The following is a 17,859-nucleotide window of genomic DNA, read 5'->3' on the forward strand; positions in this document are numbered from 1 at the left end:
AGGAGCGCCCCGGAGGCGGGAGCGGCGTCAGCCCTGCTCCGCGCCCTCGAAGACCACCTTCGCCTTGTTCATGACGTGCTCGACCGCGAGCAGGTACCAGCCCATCTCGGTCAGGCGCTTGGTCGTCTCCGGGGTCTCACGCAGGGCGGCGTGCACGTCCGCCGCGGTGAGGCCGAAGGGCTCCGTGGAGTCGCGGATCAACTGCTCCAGCTTCTCCGGAGTGAGCTGCAGCTTCTCGGCCTCGGTGACGGCCTTCAGCGCGATGCCAATGTGCAGTCCGCGCTCGGCGTCCGCGCGCGTGGTGGGGTCGGTGAGCCAGCCGCGGAGCGCCTCTTGCTGCTCCTCGACGTCGAACTGGTACGCGACCATGGCCTGGCCCTCGGCCTGGACCCAGCGGCGACGCAGCTCCTCGTCCACCAGCGCCGGGGACAGCTCCACCGGAGCGCGCCGAGCCACCTCGTCCAGCACCATGTCCTGGGCCTGCACCCAGAGCTGCGCCGCGAGCTCGTCCTCCATCTCCTCGCGGAGCTGGTTCATCACCTCATCCAGGCTGCTGCCCATGTCGAGCTTGGTGAGGAACTCGGACGAGGTCTCCGGCAGCATCGTCACCTGGTGCGCGCCGAGGATGTCCACGAGGAAGCGCGCGGGCTTCCCCTGGAGTGACTCCACGGGATAGTCGTCCGGCAGCACGAGGGCGATCTGCATCGACTCGCCCACCTTGCCCCCTTCCGCGACGCCCTCGCAGAACCCGGGCAGCGCCTCGATGGGCGCCAGCTCCGTGCGCATTCCGAAGCGCGCGGAGAACGGGATGAGCGTCCCGTCACAGTAGCCCACGATGTTGAGCTGCACGTCGTCGCCCAGCTCCAGCGACTCGCCCGCCTGACGCTCGCGCGTGGTGGCCACGGCCCGGCGCTTCTCGTGGAAGCTGCGCAGGAGGTCTTCCTCGGTCAGGTCGTCCGGAGCGGGAACCCGCACGGCGAGCCCATCCAGGGACGGGGCTTTCACACTGGGGAGCTTGAGGGCTTCGGCGGAGGCGGAACTCACCACCGGGCTCATCTTGAGAAGGCGCTCGACACCCCGACCTGATGATTGCTTGCTGCTCACGAATGCTCCCGGGAGATAGGCGTGCCAGCGCCCGCGCCAATGGGGAACAAAGCGACGGCTCGGCATGGACCAAAGGCTTAGTCCAGCCGAGCCGCTCTGACAAACGACGAAGGGGTGCGGCTTACTTGAAGAAGGCGCCCACGATGCTGGACACCGTGGAGACCGCGGCGCCGACCTGGCTGACCACCGGGATGTTGGTGGCCGCGGCGATGGAGCCCACCGCGGTGATGACCGACGTCACCTTCTTGCCCACACCCGCGTTCTTGTCCATCAGCGTCGCGCCCGCGTTGGCCACGTCGACGGCCGCGATGGCCACGTTGACGCCCGGAGCGAACCGGCCCAGCGCCTTGGCGGCGGTGCCAGCGGCGGCCTTCGCGCCAGCCTTGACCGCGACCTCACCGGCCTCCTTGCCCACCGCGGAGAGCGCGGCCTTGGCGGCCGAGCGCGTGCCGCTGCCCAGGATGCCCTTGGCCAGGGAGCTGCCCGCCTTCGCGGCGTCGCCCGCGGCGGTGCTGATGGCGCGGCCCACGGTCTTCGCCGTGCCGGACTCGAAGATGCCCTTGGTCGCCGCGCCCTTCACGGCCTTGAGCACATCCTCGCTGGCGTGCGGCAGGGCCTTCTTGAAGGTGTCGAGCGCCTTCTTCCCGGCGTCGAGCTTCCCCTTCATGATGTTGCCGCCCAGGATGCCGCCCATCACCTTGCCGCCGACGATGCCGCCCGTCGTGGCCGTGATGCCCGCCTTGGCCGCGTCCATGGTCGAGCGGGTGGCCGCGAGGATGTCGTCCTTGCTGCCCGTGCGGATGGCCTGACGGATGTCCTTGAACGCCGTGGCGCCCGCCATCGCCGCGCCGGGGATGCCCGCGTAGCGCATGGCCGCGTTCAGCTTCGCGCCGAACTTGGTGACGCCCTTGAACGTGCCCTCGGCGAACGTCGGGTTCCGGACGAAGTCCAGGTTCGTCTTCCCCAGCAGCCCCTCAGCGCCCTGCTTGAGGTTCTTGATCTGCTGGAACGCGTCCTTGCTGAAGGTGAAGCCCTTCACGCTCTGGCTGGCGACGGCGACGCCGCCCTTGATGAGTTCCTTGTTCTCCGACAGCGTCTTCTCGACGGTCTTCTGAACGTTGGTGCGGACGGTGTTGAAGGTCTTCTTGATGTCGGGGAAACCCATGGGGGGCCTCGCGAATTGGCAGAATGGATGGAACTTGCCTGGATTCTCGTCCCCGAATTCTGAGAGTTGCTTAGGGATTCTCAAGGCACATTGGCTGAACGCGTCATCCCCACACTCCTGGAGCCACTTGTTGAGGGCTCAACAAATCGAGTGCGGTCCGGGCGCAAGACTCCGCCCGGGCTGTTCTCGCGATGGTGAAGGATGCGTGTCAGTGCTGCCCGGACGGCGCGCCCGCGGCCTCGCGGAGTCGGTAGTGGGCCAGCACGGGCTGGTGATCCGAGGACTCGGTGGAGCGATCCACCTCGAACATCACGGGCTCCAGGCCGGGGCTCGCGTAGAAGTTGTCGAACCGCTTGCCCGTGGCGGGAACCAGGCCCGCTTCGTCCGGCAGTGACGACAGCGTGGCGGAGTCCGCCACGTCCTGGAGTCTCAGCCACTCCTGGCCACCGCGAGGGATGTCACCCGAGCGCAGCGCCTCGCGCGCCGCGTGTGGCGTCATCACCGAACCATCCGCGAGCCGCACGTGCACCTGCGCCGCGTGCGCGATGCTCTCCGGCAGCGCGTGCTCCAGGTCGTGGAGCGCGTGGCGGAGTCGTGGATCCGCGATGTTGCCCACGCCCCAGTCACCCACCGTGGCCCTCGGCGTGCCGTACCGGGCGCGGTACTCCTCCACCGTGTCCGTGTCGTCGTAGGCCCCCCAGTGGGCCCACAACCACGAGCCACCGCGCTTGATGGCGGTGTTCGCGTTGAAGTCCCCCAGCACCACCGCGTCCGCGTCCTCGCGGTGCCGCAGCAGCGCGTTGAGCTGCCGGAGGTTGTGCGCGTTGATGCCCGAGTCTCCCAAGGCGTGGTGCAGGTTGTAGAGAGACACCGAGCGCCCCTCCACGTCGATGCGAGCCCACAGCACGCCGCGGTCTTCCACCAGCTCACCGGGCTCGCCCTGTCGCGCGATGGCCGCCTCTCGCTCCGCGTCCGCGATGACATACGTGAAGTGCGCCGCGTCTCGCAGCGGGTGCCGACTGAGCAGGGCCTTGCCATTCACCAGCCGCGCATCGCTGCCGCCGTCGTTCCCCTGATAGGCGAGGTGGAAGCCGAACCGGGACGCGAGGAGCGCGGCCATGGGCACGCTGGCTTCCTGCAACCCGATGACATCGGGCATCCGCCCGTCCTTCTCCAGCTGCGCGAAGTACGCGAGCAGCGGATCGCGGTACAGCCCGCCGAGCAGGATGTTGTAGCTCATGACCGTGAGGCCGGGCCCGCGCGGAGCCATCACCGAGGGGTGCTGCACCACCAGCGTGCGCCCGTCTCCCAGCCGGCGCTCTCCGGAGGGCCGAGGCAGCGCGGTGAAGGCGGTGAAGGAGACCGTCGCCTCGCGCCGAGGCGATTCCTCGGCTCCGCGCGCGAGCCGAGGTCCCACCGCGGGCAGGTGCTCCAACAGCTCAGGGACCTTCATGCGGAGCCCCTCGCGCGGCACGCGTCGGAAAGCGAGAGTCTGGCACTGCGGGCATGCGAGGGAGCGAGGAGTTCCACCGGGCCTCCGGGGTTCTTCCCTCAAGGTCGGGGCGAGGCCGCGGTCACGCCAGCGGCGAGGGCCACACGTCCTCACGTCCGGGCGTCTCCTCGCTCGCCGCCCGGCCATCCCTCCCCACGATTCGACCGTGCGGCTCAGCGGGAGCGCAGCACCACGCCGTCAGGGCCCGCCACCACCACGTCCGTGGCCAGCCCCAGGAACAAGCCATGCGCCAGGATTCCCGCGCGCGACTCCAACCGCGCGGCGAGCTGCGCGGGCTGCTCGATGGGCCCGAAGGCGCAGTCCAGCACGGCGTTCCCCTGGTCGGTGAGGAAGGGCACGCCGTCCACGCTCACGCGCGGCACGACCTTCGCGCCCAGGGATTCGAGGAAGCGCGCCTCCACGCGCAGCGCCATGGGCAGCACCTCCACGGGCACCCGGGCGTGCGTGCCGAGACGCGGCGAGAGCTTGGCCGCATCCACCACGATGACCTCGCGGCGACTGGCCTGCGCGACCACCTTCTCGCGCAGCATGGCTCCGCCCGCGCCCTTGATGAGCGACAGGTCCGGGGCCACCTCGTCCGCTCCGTCGAGGGTGAGGTCCACCTCGGGCCTCGCCTCCAGCGTGGTGAGCGGCACGCCCAGCTCGCGAGCCAGTCGCTCCGTCTCGACGGACGTCGGCACGCCCATCACGTCGAGCAGGCGTCCCTCGGCGCGCAGCACCGCCAGCCGGCGCACCGCGAACGCGGCGGTGCTGCCCGTGCCCAGCCCCACCACCATCCCCGGCTGGATGAGCTCCACGGCCCGCTCGGCGGCCTCGCGCTTGAAACGGGACGTGGCGCTCACGTCGAAGGTCATGCGGGCGCTCCGGTGTCCAAGTGGGAAGGCAGCGCGTCCATCTTCTGCGCGATGCACTCCATCAGCCGGTCCCAGGATGCCACGAACGCCTCCGCTCCCTCGCGCTGGAGTTGGTCCGCCAGCGCGTCCACGTCCACCCCATCCGCGGCGAACGCGGCCAGCACCGCCTCCGCGTCTCCGCCATCCCTCGGCATCGGCTGCCCCACCCGGCCGTGCTCGGCGAAGGCCTTCAGCGTGGGCTCCGGCAGCGTGTTGATGGTGAAGGGCGCGGCGAGCGCCTCCACGTACAGCGTGTCTCGCGCCGCCGGGTCCTTGGTGCCCGTGCTGGCCCACAAGAGCTGCTGCATGCGCCCGCCTTTGTTCACCAGTCGACGCATCGACTCGCTCTCGCGCAGCGCCGTGTAGGCGCGGTAGACGCGCCCCGCCATGGCGATGCCCAGCCGATTGCGCAGCGCGGGCGTCACCTTCTTCTCCACCGCGCGATCCCACCGACTGATGAACAGCGACGCCACCGAGGGCACATCCGGCGAGCGCCCCGCCGCGATCCTCCGCTCGATGCCCAGCCGGTACGCGTCCGCGGCGGCCAGGTACTGCTTGGCGGAGAAGAGGAGCGTCACGTTGATGGGCACGCCCGCGAAGGTCGCGTCCTCGATGGCGCGCATGCCCTGCGGCGTGCCCGGAATCTTGATGAAGAGGTTGGGCAGGCCCGCCAGCGCATGCAGCCGCACGGCCTGCTCCACCGTCCGCGCCGAGTCGTAGGCCAGGAGCGGCGAGACCTCGAGCGATACCCAGCCATCCCGCCCGCCCGTCGCCTCGTGGATGGGCCGGAACAACTCGGCCGCGCGCGTGAGGTCCTCCAGCGCCAGCGGGAAGAAGGCCGCCTCACCCGTGCGCCCTTGGTCGCGCTGCTCCAGGATGGCGGCGTCGTAGGCATTCCCCTGCCGGATGGCCAGGTCGAAGATGCTCGGATTCGAGGTCAGTCCGCTGATGCCATACGCCTCGGCGTAGCGTGCGAGCGTCCCCTCGTCGAGCAACCCGCGGGTGATGTTGTCCAGCCAGAGGCTCTGGCCCATCTCACGAAGAATCTGGGTGGCGAGCATGCGCCCCCTCCTTGTCCACGGCCGCGCGGAGCGACCTCTTGTCGCTCAAGGTGCGCACGCCGGACGCGAGGGACAGGACCCATCGCCCCCCACGTCATGGGGTGTCACGGATGACAGGGCCGCGAGAGGACGCCATGGGTTGGGTGGAGTCTTGAGATGCGGGGCCCGCAACGTCTATGACGCGCTCGCGCCCCATCTGGGGCGCTCGCTCAAGGACCGACCATGCTCAAGAAGATTCTTCTGGGTCTCGCCGCCGTGATCCTCGTTTTCGTGGGCGTCGTCGCCACGCGCCCCGCCAACTTCTCCGTCAGCCGCACGGCCACGCTCCCGGGCACGCCGGACATCGCGTTCGCGCTGGTCAATGACTTTCACCAGTGGGGTCAGTGGTCGCCCTGGGACAAGTTGGATCCAAACCTGAAGCGCACCTTCTCTGGCGCGGAGACCGGCGTGGGCGCCGCCTACGCCTGGACCGGCAATCAGCAGGTGGGCGAGGGCCGGATGACCATCGAGGAGAGCGTCGCGGACACGTCCATCCGCATCAAGCTGGAGTTCCTCAAGCCCTTCGTGGCCACCAACACCAGCCGCTTCACGTTCAAGCCCGTGCCCGAGGGCGTGTCCGTCACGTGGTCCATGGAGGGGGAGAACAACTTCATCAGCAAGGCCTTCTCGCTCTTCTTCGACATGGACAAGCAGATCGGCGGCGACTTCGAGAAGGGCCTCGCGAGCCTGAACACCCTCGCCAAGGCCGAGTCCCTCAAGCGTGCCGAGGAGAAGGCCGCCGCCGAGAAGGCCGCCGCCGAGAAGGCCGCCGCCGCGCAGGCGCCCGCCACGGGCACGCCGGCCGTCGCCGCTCCCACGCCGTAGTCCCATCCCCCTGGGCGCGCCACGACTTCGTGAGCGCGCCCGGTTCGGCTCGGCGCGAACGTTCCGCGCGCTGTTCAGCCGGTGGACCTCGTCGCGACCCGAGGGTCATGGACCTCGGGTGTCGCGCCTCGCATCGTCCGCGCTCCGCCCCACGTGGGCGTCTCCTTGGAGCGCGCGGTGCGAAGGATTCCCCTCGGACGCGGCTGGGCCTTCTTGCTCGCGCTCACCTTGGCGCGCGGCGCGGCGGCGCAGGACGCGCACTACTGGACGCGCCAGTTCGGCAACCGCGCGTGGCTGCTCGGCGGTTCGCTGATGGGCGCTCCCGCGGACATCAGCGCCGTCTATTACAACCCGGGCGCGCTCGCGCTCCTCACCACGTCCGAGTTCGAGCTGTCCGGCTCCGTCGTCGAGTACTCGCGCATCACCGTGTCCAATGGGCTCGGGCCCGGTAAGGACCTCAGCACCTCGCGACTCAACGTGCCGCCCGCGCTGCTGGCCGGCACGTTGCGCTTCGACTGGTTGGGCCGAGCGCGCATGGGCTACGCCTTCATCACGCGCGAGGGCTTCGACACGCGGCTGCAGCGGCAGGACACGTTCTCGGGAATGGACCTCCTGGGCATCGGAGGACTGCAATCCCTCTCCACCGACGTGCGGCTGGAGCAGGGCGTGCGCGAGTACTGGACCGGCGTCAGCCTCGCGTATCCCCTGGGAAGATTCCTGGGCATTGGCATCACCCCATTCCTCGCGGTGCGCGATGAGCACGCGTCGCTGCTCACCATCTCGCAGGGCTCTGGGAACGCAGGCCAGTTGCTCCTCGCCACGTTGAATCGCGACTACCGCATGCAGCACGCGCGGTTCCTCGCCAAGCTGGGCATCAGCTATCAGGAGCCGAAGTGGGCCGTGGGCCTGACGGTGACGCTGCCCAGCCTGAGCCTGTGGGGCAAAGGTGAGGCAACGTTCGAGCGGGCCCTCGCGCACGAGGGGCTCGCGCTGGCGCCCCTGACTCGCGTGTCCGACTTCCAGCAGAACACGCGCGCCACGTTCCGCTCACCGCTGGCGGTGGGGCTGGGCGGCAATCGCACGTTCGGCAGCACCACGGTGCACGCGGCGGTGGAGGCGTTCGCGAAGGTGGTGCCCTTCCGGCTGGTGGACACCCGCCCCATCGACCTGCCCGACGGAGAGGAACTGCCCAGCGCCGACATCTTCTATGGGCTCGATCCCGTGGTGAACGCGGCGGTGGGCGTGGAGCAGCGGTTGGCGGAATCGCTGCGGGCCTACGTGAGCTTCCACACCGACTTCAGCGGCGCGGTGGACTTGCCGAACACCAGCTCCCTGCTGTCCACGTGGGACCTGTACCACTGGGCCATGGGGTTCTACTTCCGGGTGAGCCACTCGCGGGTGACGCTCGGCACGGACCTCGCGTGGGGACGCCGGACGACACGCCGCCTCACCGAGCTGTTGGCCCAGTCCGGCCTGCCGCCCACCAGCGAGGCCCAGGGCGTGCGCTACTTCCAGGCCACGCTCATCCTCGGCGCCACCTTCGGGCTCGACGAGCCCCTGTTTCGTCAATGAGGCGAAGTCCCCTCGCCTTCCGGACTGGGCCGCGACGACTTTCGCTGACCACCGCGCGGGGAGGACATGGGGCCAGCGAACAGCAGGCCCTCGTCCACCGCGCCTCGCGTCAGCGGGAGTGCGCGCGGATGCACGCGTCGCCACTCCTGCTTCCACTTCCGACGGCGCGCGCGGTGGACTTCCTGGAGGACGACTTGCGTGGCGGCGGCCACCGGCACGGCGATGACCGCGCCCAAGAGCCCGGCCATCCCGGCGCCCACCAACACCACCACGGAGATGAGCAACGGGTTCATCTTGACGGCGCGGCGTTGCACGAGCGGGCCGAGCAAGTGGGACTCGAGCTGCTGGTACAACATGAACAGCGCCAGCGCGATGAAGGCGCGGCGCAGTCCGACCGTGGCGAGCGTGGTGAGGCTGACGAGGATGGCGCTGATGACGCTGCCGATGTACGGGATGACGCCGAGCACCGCCGTCATGAGTCCGAGCGGAAGGAAGTACGGCACGCCGAGCACCAGGGACACCAGCGCCGTCATCGTGCCGCCGAAGGTGGAGACGAGCAGCGTGCCCGCGAGGTAGTTGCCCACCGCCTCGCGCATGCGGCCCACCACGCGGCGCACTTGAACGCGTCGTCGCGGGCGCACCCAGCCGAGCATCGTCGCGTAGAGGTCCTCGCCGAAGAGCAGGCCGAACACGGCCAGCGCCAGCATGGTGATGCCGGCGCCCACGAGCGCCAGCGTCGAGGAGAGGACATCCACCAGGGGCTTGGCCAGCTCTCCTGGCGCGACGTCGAAGGCCTCCTGCGGGCGGGTGAGGACGCCGTAGCGTTCATCCAGTCGGTGGATCCACTCGATGCGGGACAGCTCGGCCACGAAGCTCGGCAGCGCGCGCACCAGGTTCTGGAGCTGGTTGACGAGCATGGGGACGAGCGTGAAGACGAGCAGCCCCGTGAGCGCCAGGAGGAGCAGCGCGACGAGCGCCACGCCAGGGCCACGGCGCACGCCCCAACGGGAGAGGAGCCGGACGAGCGGATCCATGGCGAGGGCGAGGAGGAGCGCCAGCGACAGCACGGTGAGGACGGGCCCCAGGTGGCGCAGTGCGGTCCCGACCATCACCAGCAGGACCACCTGCGCCCCGACCGCCCACACCGTCCGAGGCGGCACGTAGACGGGAATCTGCCGACGCGAGGCCTTCATGCGCCACAAGGTAGGGAGCGCTGTCGTCATCGCGCCGAGCGGACGGACGCGCCCTCCTTGGCCGCCTCGTTCGCCTCTTGCCATCCGAGCAAGCATGGGGTGCTTCGTGGCGGGTCATGCTAGGCACGCGGGCGCATGGACAAGGCCAGTCAGACGATGTCGTCGTTCGTGAAGGTGCTGGTGTCGGACGCGGAGCGCTCGGCGCGGTTCTACGAGGCGCTCGGCTTCGAGCGGATCAGCGCGGAGCCACCGTTCATCCGCATGCGGTGGGGTGAGCACGCGGACCTGTACCTCATCACGCCGCCGCCGGGCGTGACGATGGACGGGCGAAGGGGAATGGGCGTGCTGCTCGGCTTCCGCACTGGTGATGGCGGAGTGGACGCGTTGCTCGAACGCGCACGTGACCAAGGCGCGCATGCCGACGGCCCCACCGTCCAGCCCTGGTACACGCGAGAAGTCATCATCACGGACCCGGACGGCTATCGCCTGAACTTCATCGAGCCCGCGTAGCCAGTCGCTCATCGAGCCCGCTTCCACGCGAACGACCCCAGCTCGGCGGCGGCATGGCTCGATTCGGCAGTCCATTGGAGACGCCGTCGATGGCTCCCATTGCGGCTCGCGGTCGCGGGCAAAGTACCGGGCCACCCGGAGCCGACCGGCTGGCTCCTGCTCCGGTCTCGGCTGCCCTGACTCCCCTCGGGGGGCCTCACCCGGGATGGGCTTTCGCCGCGGGGCTGGCGCTCCTAGAGAGGCAGAGCGTCATGGAATCCGCGCTCGCTCAGCGGGCTGGGGAACCAGCCCTCGCCCTTGATCGCCCGATGGGCATGCGCGAGCCTTGGGATTCCGCCTTGAGCCCGCCCCGCTACTTCATCCCCCACGCCGCCAGCCCCGCCGAACCGGCGCGGATGGACGCCTCCGCCATGACGCACGCGGTGGATGCCTTCACCCTGGACGCGCCCTACCTGGGCGACCAGGAGTTCATCGTGGGCACCGACATCGTCGGCAACGTGCTCGTCGTCCCCGCTCGCGAGCGCGACACCCTCGCCTCCTCCATCCAGGCCCAGCTCGCGCACCACGAGGTCGCCTCAGCTCGGCCCCCTCGGCGCCTCGACGCCCACGCGCTGTTCTTCTTCTCCATCGAACTCGTCGAGCACCCCGCCAACGCCGAGGGCCTCAACGACCCCGTCTATCTCTACGGCACCCTCACCGGCCCCTGGCCCGGGGAGTCCACCGTGCGCGTGCCGGGACAGCTCACCGTCACGCGCGGCGATGTGCTCGCGGCCTTCACCCGCTGCGCCCCCGATGCCTTCCAGTACGCCCGCGACGCCGAGAGCAAGGACGTCCCACGCGGCTACCACGCCCTCTTGCCGGGCGATCGCCCCGCGGCCCTCTCCGAAGGTCACGGCCTCGTGCTCGCCTACCCCGCCGTCCCCGCCGAGCTTCAGTCGAGCCACGCCGCGAATGGCCCGCAGGTGGCCTCGCTCCTCCACGATGTGCTCGCACAGCTCCAAGCCGATGCCCGCGAACATGGCGGGATGACCGCCTTCGCCTCGCGCGAGCTGCCCGTGCCGAGCCGCGCCCTCGCCATCGCGGAGCTGGAGCTTCGCGGCTACGAAGTCACCGGCGACGTGGCTCAACAGAAGAGTTCGCGCCCCGGGCTCGCGGGCAAGCTCGCGGAGTGGCTCCACGGCGACAAGGTGAAGGTGCCGCGCGAAGCCCCACCCACGGAGTTCCTGGAGCTGGCCCAGAACGCGCTCGAGGCGCTCCCCGGCTGGCCGAGCGAGACCGAGCGCATTCTCCGCGCACGCAGCCGCCCGGGCAGCGGGGTCCCCGTTCCTCGCTCCGTGCCCTCCGCTCCGCCCGCAGCCGCGCGCGTGATTCCACCGCGCGCGCCGCAGCCGCCGCCTCGCCCCAGCGATTGGATGCAAGACTTCCTCGACGCGCACGCCACCCAGCGCGGTGCGAAGTCGACCGTCACGCGGCTGCAAGCTCCAGCTCGTGCTCCCGAGCGCAAGGCGAGCACTCCCGAGCGCAAGGCGGGCTCACCGGATTGGATGACCGACTTCGCCTCCGGGCCTCCGGCGCCCGCTCGCCCGCGCCCCCGCGCCGAGGCCCCGCGCGCCGCGCCCGCGCCCGCGGGGAAGCCGGATTGGATGAAGGACTTCGACGACTGACCGCAGAGGAACACCATGGGACACGAGAAACCCGTCGAGCCGTTTTCGGACCTCCACCTGGAAGAGGGGCGCGTGCGCGCCGTCCTGCTCCATGACCCCACTGTCGAGGGGCTGGACATGGCCATCTACATGGACGCGTCCGGCAGCATGAAGGACGAGTACACCTATACCCAGCCCTCCCGCTCCTTCCTGGAGTGGCTGCGCGGCGCGCCGCTCAAGGAGGCCGCCAACCAGGTCGAGCCTCAGGTGCAGTGGATGCTCGAGTACCTGGCCACCAAGGACCGCAACGGCCTCTTGCGCGTGGCGTATTGGGCCACCGGCAACAGCGGCAGGGATATCGAGGTCATCGGCGAGCTGAAGGGCACGGACGTGAAGCAGTACAAGTTCCCCGGCGCGAAAAAGCTCGGGGGCTACACGTACCTGGTGCCCGCGCTGAAGGACTACGTCCGCTACATGAAGGAGCAGGCGAACCAGGGCGCCAAGCGCGGCTGCGCCATCATCGTCACCGATGGGCGCCTGCATGACGCGGAGGAGGTGGAGCGCTTCTCCGCCGAGGTCGCGCGGGATATCGCCGCGGGCCGCCTGCCTCGCCTCAACTTCGTGCTCGTGGGCGTGGGCGACGGAATCGACGAGGAGCAGCTCGAGCAGATCGCCCACCAGGAGTTCCCCGGCGTGGGCCACCTGTGGTGCCACCGCATCGCCAAGGAAATCACCCAGGTGGCGGAGCTGGTCGCCGTGCTGGTCGACGAGACCATGACGGTCGCGGCCGGCGGCACCATCTACGACGACAAGGGCAAGGTGCTGAAGACCTACGAGGGCCGCCTCCCCGCAGTGCTGGAGTTCGACGTCCCCGAGGGCGCGGAGAGCTTCACCCTGGAGGTGAACGGCCAGCGCTACACCCAGCCGCTGCCGGATGAAGACCACCACGACGAGGACCACCACTGATGGCCGGGCATGAAGTCATCAAGCGTCCGTTCTCGGACGTGCACCGCATGGGCGCCAAGGTCGTGGCCACGCTGCTGCACGACCCCACCGTGGAAGGCCTGGACGTGGCCCTCTACATGGACGGCTCCGCGAGCATGGAGAACGAGTACGGCCCGCGCGGCATCCTCGCCAAGCTCGCGCCGGTGAAGAACCAGGTCGAGCCGCAGATGCAGTGGATGCTCGAGTACCTGGCCAACAAGGACCGGGACGGCAAGGTGCGCGTGGCGTACTGGGCCACGGGCGACGGCACGCAGATCGAAATGGTCGGTGACCTCACCGGCCCCGAGGCCAAGGGCTATCGCTTCCCTGGCCCGCGCGCCTACGGCAAGGCCACGGTGATGCTGCCCGTGCTGCGCGACTTCGTGGCGCACATCAAGCAGCAGGTCTCCGTGGGCGCCAAGCGCGGGTTGGCCGTCATCATCACCGACTCGCAGATCAACGACGCCCAGGACGTCATGGCCTACGCCACCCAGGTGGCCAAGGAGATCGCCTCGGGTCGGCTGCCTCGCATCAACTTCGTCTTCGTGGGCGTGGGCAGCAACGTGGACGAGGAGCAGATGGAGGAGGTCTCGCACACCACGTACCCGGGCGTGGGCCACCTGTGGTGCCACCGCATCGCCGACCGCATGGAGGAGATGGCGGAGCTGGTGGCCGTGCTCGTGGATGAGACCATGACCGTCGCGGCGGGCGGCACCGTGTTCGACGAGCAGGGCAACATCCTGAAGACGTATGAGGGACGCCTGCCCGCCGTGCTCGAGTTCGACGTGCCCGCCGAGTGCAAGGCCTTCACCCTCGAGGTCGCGGGCCAGCGCTTCACCCAGCCCATCCCCGAGGACCACGACGACGACGACCACGACGAGGACAAGGCCGAGCCCGAACCCGCTCAGGCCCCCGCCCCCGCCCGTCCGCATCGCGGCCACCGCCACTAAGTCGCAGGGAGCACCATGTCGGAGCAGAAGAAGAGTCCCTCCCGCTTCGGGCAACTCCAGATCCAGGGGGTCAAGAGCGCCACGCCCTCCCTCAAGGTCGCGCACACGCACGGCCCGGACTGCCAGCACGAGCACGACGGGCACGACCACGAGGGCCACGCGCACGGCGCTTCCTGCTCCCACGGGCACGACCCCAAACATGTGCATGGCCACGAAGGCCACGCGCATGGCGCTTCCTGCGACCATGGGCATGACCACGACCATGACCATGGGCACTCGGCCCGGCGGATCCACCCGCCTGGGCACCGCGACGCGGAGGGCGGCGGCATCGCGCTCCAGCTCGACCTGGAAGGCACGCTCCCGGGCGAGACGGATGACCAGGGCCGCTTCGAGAAGCTGGAGGCCGCGCTGGAGGCCCACCGGGGCATCATCGACGCGCACCTGCGCCGGGATGCGGGCCACGCGGAGATCTGCATCCACTATGACCCCACGCTCGTGAACGCCACGCAGCTGCTCGCGCTCGCGCAGAGCACGGGCACGAAGGTGGCCGAGCGCTACAAGCAGCACACGTGGTTCGTGCGCGGCATGGGCTCGGCCGACGCGGCGACCGTCATCGAGCACGCGGTGGGCAAGCTCCCGGGCGTCCTCACCGCGAACGTCGCCTATGCGAGCGAGCGCCTGGTCCTGGAGTACGACAGCCAGGTCCTCGCGCTGAAGGACGTGGAGGCTCGCGCGAAGTCGCTCGGGTATGGGCTGGAGGTCCCCGCGGCGGGGCATGCCTGTTCGCACCACGCGCACGGCGGCGGCCTCGCGCCCAAGCTGGAGCTGCCGCTGGTGGTGGCCTCGGGCGTGTTGCTTGTCGCGGGTTGGGTGCTGGAGCGCTTCACGCCCGCGCCGCCCCTGGCGTCCATCCTCGTGTGGGCGCTCTCCATGGCGAGCGGCGGCTTCTTCGCCATCCGCGGCTCGGTGCAGTCCATCCTGCAGCGCCGCGTCGACATCGAGACGATGATGGTGGTGGCGGCGCTCGGCGCGGCGGTGCTGGGAGCGTGGTTCGAGGGCGCGTTCCTGCTGTTCCTCTTCAGCGCGGGGCACGCGCTGGAGCACCGGGCCATGGATCGCGCGCGGCGCTCCATCGAAGCGCTGGGCGAGCTGCGTCCCGAGGTCGCCCGCGTGCGGCGCGGCAACGACGTGGTCGAAGTGCCGGTGGCGGAGGTGCAGCGCGGCGAGCGCGTGGTGGTGCGCCCCGGAGACCGCGTCCCGCTCGACGGCATCATCCGCGAGGGCAAGAGCTCGCTGGACCAGGCGGCCATCACCGGAGAGTCCATCCCCGTGGCCCGCAAGCCGGGAGACGAGGTGTTCTCCGGGACCATCAACTGCGAGGCGGCGCTGGAGGTGGAGGTGACGCGCGTCTCCTCCGAGTCCGTGCTCGCGCGCGTGGTGGACATGGTGGCGCAGGCCGAGGCTCAGAAGGGACGGCGGCAGCGCTTCGCCCAGCGATTGGAGCGCACCTTCGCGCCCCTGGTGATGGGCGCCGCGGTGGTGTTCCCCGTGGTGCTGGTGTTGCTCGGCACGCCGCTGAAGGAGGCCATCCTGCGCGCGGTGGGACTGCTCGTCGCCGCGTCTCCGTGCGCGCTCGCCATCTCCACGCCGTCCGCCGTGCTCTCCGCGGTCGCCGCGGCGGCGCGAGGCGGAGTGCTGGTGAAGGGCGGCATCCACCTGGAGCTGCTCGCGGGCGTGCGCGCCATCGCGTTCGACAAGACGGGCACGCTCACCGTGGGCCGGCCTCGACTGCTCACCACGTCCCCGACGCCGGACGTGACGGCCGAGGAGCTCTTGAGCACGGCCGCCGCGGTGGAGTCGCTCTCCGCGCACCCGCTGGCGCGCGCCGTGGTGGACGCGGCCCAGGCCGCGAAGCTCTCGCCTCCCGCGGGCCGCGACTTGGAGGCCATCCACGGCCAGGGCATCCGCGCGAAGGTGGGCGAGGACGCGGTGGAGGTGGGCAGCCTCGCGCTCTTCGGGGCGGACGCGGTCCCCGAGGCGCTCTCGCGTGAGGTGAACCGCCTGGAGGAGCAGGGCCAGACGACCATGGTCGTGCGTCGCGCGGGCCGGTTCCTCGGCGTGCTCGGCGTGGCGGACACGGTGCGTCCCGGCGCGCGGCAGGCCGTGCTCGCGCTCAAGCAGCACGGCGTCGCTCGCACGGTGATGCTGTCCGGAGACAACGCCCGCGTGGCCAGCTCCATCGCCGCGCAGGTGGGCATCGACGAGGCGCGCGCGCCCCTCATGCCCGCGGACAAGGTCACCGCCGTGAAGGAGCTGGGCCAGGAAGGTCCCGTGGCCATGGTGGGCGATGGCGTCAACGACGCGCCCGCGCTCGCCGCGGCGGCCGTGGGCGTGGCCATGGGAGGAGCAGGCTCGGACGCGGCCCTGGAGACCGCTGACGTGGTGCTGATGAGCGATGACCTCTCGCGCCTGCCCTTCGCGCTGGAGCTGTCGCGCCGGGCCACCGCGGTGATGCGCCAGAACCTCGTCATCGCGCTCGGCGTGAGCGGCGTGCTCGTGCTCGCCACGGTGCTCGGCCTCACGCGCATCAGCCAGGCCGTGGTGCTCCACGAGGGCAGCACGCTCCTCGTCGTGTTCAACGGCCTGCGACTGCTCGCGCTGCGTCCGAGCACAGGCACGCCCGAGCCCGTCGCCGCGCCGCACGCCGCGCCGATTACGGGCTAGCCAGCGCGCCGCGTCGGGTCCATGACTCCTCGCGGCATTGCTTGGGATGCCAAGGGCTCGGACGCTGCGACGAGACGAAGTCATGCACGCGGTACGCGGTGCGCCTGCTTCGGCCGGAATCCGTCACATGTCCGCATCACGGCGGCCGAGCGTGCGAGCGAAGCGCCAGGGACGTGGCATGGTGCGCGCCCATGGCCGTCAGCGTCTTCGACCTCTTCAAGATTGGTATTGGACCGTCCAGCTCTCACACCGTGGGGCCCATGCGCGCGGCGCGGCAGTTCGTCACGCGGCTGCAGGACGCGGGCAAGCTGACGCGGGTGGAGCGGCTGAAGGTCGAGCTGTTCGGTTCGCTGGGCGCCACGGGCAAGGGACACGGCAGCGACAAGGCGGTGCTGCTGGGCCTGCTGGGCGACACGCCCGAGGGCGTGGACGTGGAGGCGATTCCGGAGCTCGTCACGCGCTGGCGCGCCGAGGGCCGCATCCGCCTCTTGCGCCAGCACGAGGTGCCCTTCCGCGACGGTGAGCACCTGGTGATGCACCGCCGCAGGGTGCTGCCCTATCACCCCAACGGCATGCGCTTCACGGCCTGCGCCGGGGACGGCACCGAGGTGGACACGCGCGCCTACTACTCCGTCGGCGGAGGGTTCGTGGTGGACGAGGCCGCGGCGGAGGGCCAGTCCCCGCTGCGCGCGGACGAGACGCCCCTGCCATTCCCGTTCAAGTCCGCCGCCACGCTCCTGGAGCACTGCGAGCGCGAGCGCGCGTCCATCAGCACGCTGATGCTGCGCAACGAGCGGGTGTGGCGGAGCGAGGAGGAGATTCGCGCGGGACTCCTGCGCATCTGGGAGGTGATGCAATCCTGCGTGCGCCGAGGCTGCACCACGTCGGGAATCCTCCCGGGTGGCCTCAAGGTGGAGCGCCGCGCCGCCGCCCTGTATCAGCGGCTCTTGAGCCGCCCCGAGGCCGGGCTCACCAATCCCCTCACGGTGCTGGACTGGGTGAACCTGTACGCGCTCGCCGTCAACGAGGAGAACGCGGCGGGAGGGCGCGTCGTCACCGCGCCCACCAACGGCGCGGCGGGCATCATCCCCTCGGTGCTGCACTACTACTGGCGCTTCGTCCCCGGGGCCAACGACGACGGCGTCGTGCGCTTCCTCCTCACCGCGGGCGCCATCGGCGTGCTGTACAAGGAGAACGCCTCCATCAGCGGCGCCGAGGTGGGCTGCCAGGGCGAAGTGGGCAGCGCGTGCTCCATGGCCGCGGGCGCGCTCACCGAGGTGATGGGCGGCACGCCGCTCCAGGTGGAGAACGCGGCGGAGATCGCCATGGAGCACAACCTGGGCCTCACGTGCGACCCCATCGGCGGGCTCGTCCAGGTGCCCTGCATCGAGCGCAACGCCATGGCCTCCGTGAAGGCCATCAACGCCACGCGCATGGCCCTCTCCGGAGACGGCCGCCACTTCGTGAGCCTGGACAAGGTCATCAAGACGATGCGCGACACCGGCCGGGACATGAAGGACAAGTACAAGGAGACCGCGCGCGGCGGCCTCGCCGTCAACGTGCTCGAGGTGGCCAACCTCAGCGTGGGTCTCCCCGAGTGCTGAGCACCTGGGCACCGCGTGGGTGAGACGCGGATCCGGTCCCCGTCAAAAGACAACGACATCCACGGAGTGTGAACAACCA

General features: G+C 70.2%; 14 protein-coding genes. 8 read left to right on the forward strand and 6 right to left on the reverse strand.

All coding sequences use genetic code 11. The features are described from left to right. Positions 1–27 precede the first annotated feature (27 nt). From JGU66_02885 to tal, 5 genes are all read right to left on the reverse strand, one after another. Positions 28–1,056, reverse strand: a complete 1,029-nt coding sequence (locus JGU66_02885) for a peptidylprolyl isomerase (protein MBJ6759693.1) — start codon at positions 1,054–1,056, stop codon at positions 28–30. A gap of 169 nt (positions 1,057–1,225) precedes the next feature. Beyond that, positions 1,226–2,269 (reverse strand): hypothetical protein, encoded by a 1,044-nt coding sequence (locus JGU66_02890; GenBank protein ID MBJ6759694.1) that lies wholly within the window; start codon positions 2,267–2,269, stop codon positions 1,226–1,228. Positions 2,270–2,477: 208 nt separating this feature from the next. Beyond that, positions 2,478–3,722, reverse strand: coding sequence for an endonuclease/exonuclease/phosphatase family protein (locus JGU66_02895; GenBank protein MBJ6759695.1), 1,245 nt, complete (start codon positions 3,720–3,722; stop codon positions 2,478–2,480). Between the two features lie 212 nt (positions 3,723–3,934). Further along, positions 3,935–4,636: a ribose-5-phosphate isomerase RpiA gene (gene rpiA / locus JGU66_02900; GenBank protein ID MBJ6759696.1), complete on the reverse strand. Its 702-nt coding sequence runs from the start codon at positions 4,634–4,636 to the stop codon at positions 3,935–3,937. Further along, positions 4,633–5,736 carry a transaldolase gene (tal, locus tag JGU66_02905; GenBank protein ID MBJ6759697.1) on the reverse strand — a complete coding sequence of 368 codons (1,104 nt, stop codon included), beginning with the start codon at positions 5,734–5,736 and terminating at the stop codon, positions 4,633–4,635. The genes rpiA and tal overlap by 4 nt, the downstream gene beginning before the upstream one ends. Before the next feature lie 222 nt (positions 5,737–5,958). On the opposite strand from tal, the gene JGU66_02910 reads away from it, so the two are divergent. Both JGU66_02910 and JGU66_02915 read left to right on the forward strand, forming a co-directional pair. After that, positions 5,959–6,600: an SRPBCC family protein gene (locus tag JGU66_02910; protein ID MBJ6759698.1), complete on the forward strand. Its 642-nt coding sequence runs from the start codon at positions 5,959–5,961 to the stop codon at positions 6,598–6,600. A 177-nt stretch (positions 6,601–6,777) separates the two neighbouring features. Then, positions 6,778–8,172: a hypothetical protein gene (locus tag JGU66_02915; protein ID MBJ6759699.1), complete on the forward strand. Its 1,395-nt coding sequence runs from the start codon at positions 6,778–6,780 to the stop codon at positions 8,170–8,172. Here JGU66_02915 and JGU66_02920 read toward each other — a convergent pair. Continuing rightward, on the reverse strand, positions 8,166–9,365 hold the full coding sequence (locus JGU66_02920) for an AI-2E family transporter (GenBank protein MBJ6759700.1): 1,200 nt from the start codon (positions 9,363–9,365) through the stop codon (positions 8,166–8,168). The two genes, JGU66_02915 and JGU66_02920, sit on opposite strands and share 7 nt — an antisense overlap. A 135-nt stretch (positions 9,366–9,500) precedes the next feature. Here JGU66_02920 and JGU66_02925 point away from each other — a divergent pair, with 135 nt between their 5' ends. The 6 genes from JGU66_02925 to JGU66_02950 all read left to right on the forward strand — a co-directional run bounded on the left by JGU66_02925 (position 9,501) and on the right by JGU66_02950 (position 17,780). Next, positions 9,501–9,875 (forward strand): VOC family protein, encoded by a 375-nt coding sequence (locus JGU66_02925; GenBank protein ID MBJ6759701.1) that lies wholly within the window; start codon positions 9,501–9,503, stop codon positions 9,873–9,875. A 338-nt stretch (positions 9,876–10,213) separates the two neighbouring features. Beyond that, positions 10,214–11,539 (forward strand): hypothetical protein, encoded by a 1,326-nt coding sequence (locus JGU66_02930; GenBank protein ID MBJ6759702.1) that lies wholly within the window; start codon positions 10,214–10,216, stop codon positions 11,537–11,539. A 15-nt stretch (positions 11,540–11,554) separates the two neighbouring features. After that, positions 11,555–12,484 (forward strand): VWA domain-containing protein, encoded by a 930-nt coding sequence (locus JGU66_02935; protein MBJ6759703.1) that lies wholly within the window; start codon positions 11,555–11,557, stop codon positions 12,482–12,484. Beyond that, positions 12,484–13,452 carry a VWA domain-containing protein gene (locus tag JGU66_02940; GenBank protein MBJ6759704.1) on the forward strand — a complete coding sequence of 323 codons (969 nt, stop codon included), beginning with the start codon at positions 12,484–12,486 and terminating at the stop codon, positions 13,450–13,452. The genes JGU66_02935 and JGU66_02940 overlap by 1 nt, the downstream gene beginning before the upstream one ends. 15 nt (positions 13,453–13,467) lie before the next feature. Then, positions 13,468–16,176, forward strand: a complete 2,709-nt coding sequence (locus tag JGU66_02945) for a heavy metal translocating P-type ATPase (protein ID MBJ6759705.1) — start codon at positions 13,468–13,470, stop codon at positions 16,174–16,176. A gap of 191 nt (positions 16,177–16,367) precedes the next feature. Then, a complete protein-coding gene (locus tag JGU66_02950; protein MBJ6759706.1) occupies positions 16,368–17,780 on the forward strand; it encodes an L-serine ammonia-lyase in 1,413 nt (470 codons plus the stop codon). Positions 17,781–17,859 lie beyond the last annotated feature (79 nt).

This window comes from Myxococcaceae bacterium JPH2 (genome assembly GCA_016458225.1).
In the GTDB taxonomy this organism is placed as follows: domain Bacteria; phylum Myxococcota; class Myxococcia; order Myxococcales; family Myxococcaceae; genus Citreicoccus.

Excerpts from the sequence above, each read along its gene's own strand:
- JGU66_02935 (MBJ6759703.1), top strand. The coding sequence starts at position 11,555 with ATGGGACACGAGAAACCCGTCGAGCCGTTTTCGGACCTCCACCTGGAA.
- JGU66_02945 (MBJ6759705.1), top strand. The coding sequence starts at position 13,468 with ATGTCGGAGCAGAAGAAGAGTCCCTCCCGCTTCGGGCAACTCCAGATC.
- JGU66_02920 (MBJ6759700.1), bottom strand. The coding sequence starts at position 9,365 with ATGAAGGCCTCGCGTCGGCAGATTCCCGTCTACGTGCCGCCTCGGACG.
- JGU66_02890 (MBJ6759694.1), bottom strand. The coding sequence starts at position 2,269 with ATGGGTTTCCCCGACATCAAGAAGACCTTCAACACCGTCCGCACCAAC.
- tal (MBJ6759697.1), bottom strand. The coding sequence starts at position 5,736 with ATGCTCGCCACCCAGATTCTTCGTGAGATGGGCCAGAGCCTCTGGCTG.
- rpiA (MBJ6759696.1), bottom strand. The coding sequence starts at position 4,636 with ATGACCTTCGACGTGAGCGCCACGTCCCGTTTCAAGCGCGAGGCCGCC.
- JGU66_02910 (MBJ6759698.1), top strand. The coding sequence starts at position 5,959 with ATGCTCAAGAAGATTCTTCTGGGTCTCGCCGCCGTGATCCTCGTTTTC.
- JGU66_02885 (MBJ6759693.1), bottom strand. The coding sequence starts at position 1,056 with ATGAGCCCGGTGGTGAGTTCCGCCTCCGCCGAAGCCCTCAAGCTCCCC.
- JGU66_02950 (MBJ6759706.1), top strand. The coding sequence starts at position 16,368 with ATGGCCGTCAGCGTCTTCGACCTCTTCAAGATTGGTATTGGACCGTCC.
- JGU66_02925 (MBJ6759701.1), top strand. The coding sequence starts at position 9,501 with ATGGACAAGGCCAGTCAGACGATGTCGTCGTTCGTGAAGGTGCTGGTG.
- JGU66_02940 (MBJ6759704.1), top strand. The coding sequence starts at position 12,484 with ATGGCCGGGCATGAAGTCATCAAGCGTCCGTTCTCGGACGTGCACCGC.
- JGU66_02895 (MBJ6759695.1), bottom strand. The coding sequence starts at position 3,722 with ATGAAGGTCCCTGAGCTGTTGGAGCACCTGCCCGCGGTGGGACCTCGG.